The organism is Mesorhizobium sp. M7A.F.Ca.AU.002.02.1.1, from assembly GCF_003998535.1.
In the GTDB taxonomy this organism is placed as follows: domain Bacteria; phylum Pseudomonadota; class Alphaproteobacteria; order Rhizobiales; family Rhizobiaceae; genus Mesorhizobium; species Mesorhizobium ciceri.
On record NZ_RZPB01000630.1, the window covers coordinates 1 to 3,541 of the forward strand.

Genomic DNA, 3,541 nt, shown 5'->3' on the forward strand with positions numbered 1-3,541 from the left:
CCGGCGTGAATTCCGGAAGCCGCTCGCGCGCCTCCGCCGACTGGGAGACGCGATAGCGACCGAAATGCCAGCGTCGGATGACGCGGCAGATGTCGCTTGGCCGCTGGAAGCCGAGGCCGTGCAAGGTCTGCAGCGTATCGGGATCGTCGACATCGCCGGTGAAGACGAGATTGCCGATGCCTGTCGACAGTTCGGGTGCTGTTTCGAACAGTGCCGCGTAGTGGCGTTCGACCTGCTGCAACGAGGCGCGAAACGCCTGGGAAAAGGCAGAAGCATCGGCAAAGGCGAGCATGCGGGCGATGCGCTCCAAGCCTTCATCATCTTCCGGCAGCGTGTGGGTCTGCTCGTCGGCAACCATCTGCACGGCATGTTCGACGCGGCGCAGGAACCAGTACTGGCGGGCGAGCGCATCGCGCGCCTCGGTGGTGATCCAGCCGCGTGTCGCAAGCTCGCCGAGCATCGGCACGGTCTCGCGGCCACGCAGTTCAGGGAAGCGTCCGCCGGCGATAAGCTGCTGGGTCTGGACGAAGAACTCGATCTCGCGAATGCCGCCGCGGCCGAGCTTGACGTTGTGGCCCTTGACCGCGATCTCACCATGGCCCTTGTGGGCGTGGATCTGACGCTTGATCGAATGGACGTCGGCAATCGCCGCGTAATCCATGTATTTGCGCCAGATATAGGGCTGAAGCTCCTTGAGGAAGGTAGCGCCCGCGGCCAGATCGCCAGCCACCGGACGTGCCTTGATCATGGCGGCGCGCTCCCAGTTCTGGCCGCGCGCCTCATAGTAGCGCAGTGCCGCCTCAACCGGGATCGCCAGCGGTGTCGAACCGGGGTCGGGGCGCAGCCTCAGATCGGTGCGGAAGACATATCCGTGCTCGGTGCGGTCCTGCAGGATGCGAACCAGGCGGCGCGTCAGCCGCGAAAACAATTCGGTGGCGTCGAGCGGGTCGACGACCGCCGGTGCTTCCGGATCGAAGAAAACCACCAGATCGATGTCCGAGGAAAAATTCAGCTCATGTGCCCCGAGCTTGCCCATGCCGAGCAGGATCCAACCCGACTGTTTCGACGGGTTGTCGACATCCGGCAGTTTGAGTTTGCCCTGGCCGTGCGCGTCGCGCAGCAGGAAGTCGACGGCGGCACGGGTACAGGCGTCAGCGAGGTCGCTCAACCGCCGGACCGTCAGCGCCGTTTCGGCCTCGCCGGCAAGATCGGCCAGCGCGATGAGGAAATGCGCCTCCGCCTTCCACTGGCGCAGCTCCATCATCAGGCCGGATTCCGAAAGGGTCTCCGCCAAATGCGCCAGGTCTATGGCGGCGCCGATCGCTTTCAGCCGAGCCTCGATTGTCTGCTCGAACAGCCCGTCCAGGATTTGCGGCCGGCGACGTGCCGTATCGCGCAGGAACGGCGACAGATCGAAGACGGCGGCGAGGAAATCCTGGCCCTCCCCTTTGCCGGCCAGAAACTTGGCCAGCCGCGTCAGCCCTTCTTCGCGTGCGGCGGACGCGATCTCGGCCAGTTCCAGCCGCGCACGGTCCTCGTCCAGCGGAACAAGCCTGGCCGCCGGCTTCAGCAGCCAATCTTTCGCTCTCGCAGTCGTGCTCATCAGTGATCCTCCCGAACCGGGAAACTCATGACCACGGATAGTCCAGGATTGCCAGGCAAGAGTTCAAGCCGGCCATTGTGGAATGTCATGACCGCCTTGGCGAGGCTGAGGCCAAGACCGGAACCCGGTTGCGAACGGCTCTTCTCCAGCCGCACGAAACGTTCCGTGGCACGCGCGCGGTCGCCATCGTCGGGAATGCCGTGGCCATTGTCGGCAACCGACAGGCGAACGTCCGCACCGGTTCGCTCGAGCGTGACGCGCACCGCCGGCTGGGCATTGGCGCCGGTGGAATATTTGATGGCGTTGTCGACGATGTTCGACAGCGCCTGACCGATCAGTTCGCGGTTGCCGTTGACGGACACCGCCTCGTGCGCGTCTGCTTCCAGCGACACGCCCGCCTCTTCCGCCACCGGCTCATAGAGCTCGACGACATCGCGTACGGCTTCCGCAAGATCGACGCGGTTCGTATTTTCAGACGAGTAGCCAGCCTCCAGCCGGGAGATCATCAGGATGGCGTTGAAGGTTTTTATCAACTGGTCCGACTCGGCGATGGTGCCTTCCAGCGCCTGCCGGTAGTCGGTGGGCTTTTGCTTGCCCGAAAGCGTCGCTTCGGCCCGGTTGCGCAGCCGGGTCAGCGGCGTCTTCAGATCATGCGCGATGTTGTCGGAAACCTGCTTCAAGCCTTCGTTCAGCGTGGCGATCCTGGCCAGCATGGCATTGAGATTTTCGGAGAGCCGGTCGAACTCGTCGCCAACCCCCGTCACCGGCAGCCTGCCCGACAGATCGCCGCCCATGATGCGACGGCTGGCTTCCGACACGCTGTCGATGCGCTTCAGCGCAGCGCGGCCGACAAAAAACCAGATCAGCAATCCGCCCAGCCCCATCATGCCGAGCGCCAGCATCAGCGCACGGCGGATGACGGCACGAAACCGTTCCGGCTCGCCAAGGTCGCGGCCGACCAGCATGATCATCTGGTTCGGCAGCCGCAGCACCAGCGCAATGGCGTTGTGGCCTTTTTCGCCCTGCGCCTGCGCATCGTTCTGCTCGGATTGGGTGGTGGTACCCTGCTCGGCGGGAAGGTTGCGCAGGCGCTCGAGCTCTCCCTCGCCAAAGCGCTGATAAGAGAACGGACTGCTGGTCCAGCCTTCGGTTTCGAGAACGCCAGGTTCGAGGCTCTGCACGTTGCCGGTCAGGATCTGGCCGTTGGCGTCGGCGATCAGGTAAAGGTTTGCGCCGGGCTGGCGCGAGCGCGCTTCGACCACGCGGACCAGTACCGGCAGGCCACCGCGCTGATAGGCGCGGGCAAGGCCGAGCACTTCGTCATTGATGGTCTCCTGCGTCTGCGCGGTCAGCATTCGCGCCGACAGCGAGGTCATGTAGAAGACGAGCGCCACCGCGCAGAGCGCGAAGAGCAGGAAGTAGAGCGCCGAAAGCCGCGCTGCCGTCGTCTTCATGATGGCGGGCACGGAAAGAGCCATGCCGCAGCTAACCACTCTTCAGCATATAGCCGGCGCCGCGAACCGTATGCAGGATGGGCTTGTCGAAGCCCTTCTCTATCTTGCCGCGCAGCCGGGAGACATGGACGTCGATGACATTGGTCTGCGGATCGAAATGGTAGTCCCAGACATTTTCCAGCAGCATGGTGCGCGTCACCACCTGGCCGGCATGCCGCATCAGATATTCGAGCAAGCGGAACTCACGCGGCTGCAGCGTTATCTCGCGTGACGCACGGCGGACCGAATGCGACAGCCTGTCGAGTTCGAGATCGCCGACGCGGTAGACGGTTTCCGCTTCCTTGGCACTGGCGCGCCGGTTCAGCACCTCGACGCGGGCGAGAAGCTCGGAGAAGGCATAGGGCTTTGTCAGGTAATCGTCGCCGCCGGCGCGCAAACCCGTGACCCGGTCATCGACCTCGCCGAGCGCCGACAGGATCAGCAC

At 64.2% G+C, this 3,541-nt stretch carries 3 protein-coding genes; all 3 read right to left on the bottom strand.

The window, feature by feature from the left end; genetic code table 11:
* Positions 1-1,603 (bottom strand): bifunctional [glutamine synthetase] adenylyltransferase/[glutamine synthetase]-adenylyl-L-tyrosine phosphorylase (locus EN879_RS28220; protein WP_127274393.1); only part of this gene is annotated, 1,603 nt, incomplete at its 3' end.
* Positions 1,603-3,081 carry a HAMP domain-containing sensor histidine kinase gene (locus tag EN879_RS28225; RefSeq protein WP_013532630.1) on the bottom strand — a complete coding sequence of 493 codons (1,479 nt, stop codon included), beginning with the start codon at positions 3,079-3,081 and terminating at the stop codon, positions 1,603-1,605. The genes EN879_RS28220 and EN879_RS28225, both read right to left, overlap by 1 nt.
* Positions 3,082-3,088: 7 nt before the next feature.
* A partial coding sequence (locus EN879_RS28230) for a response regulator transcription factor (protein WP_164774621.1) occupies positions 3,089-3,541 on the bottom strand: 453 nt, incomplete at its 5' end.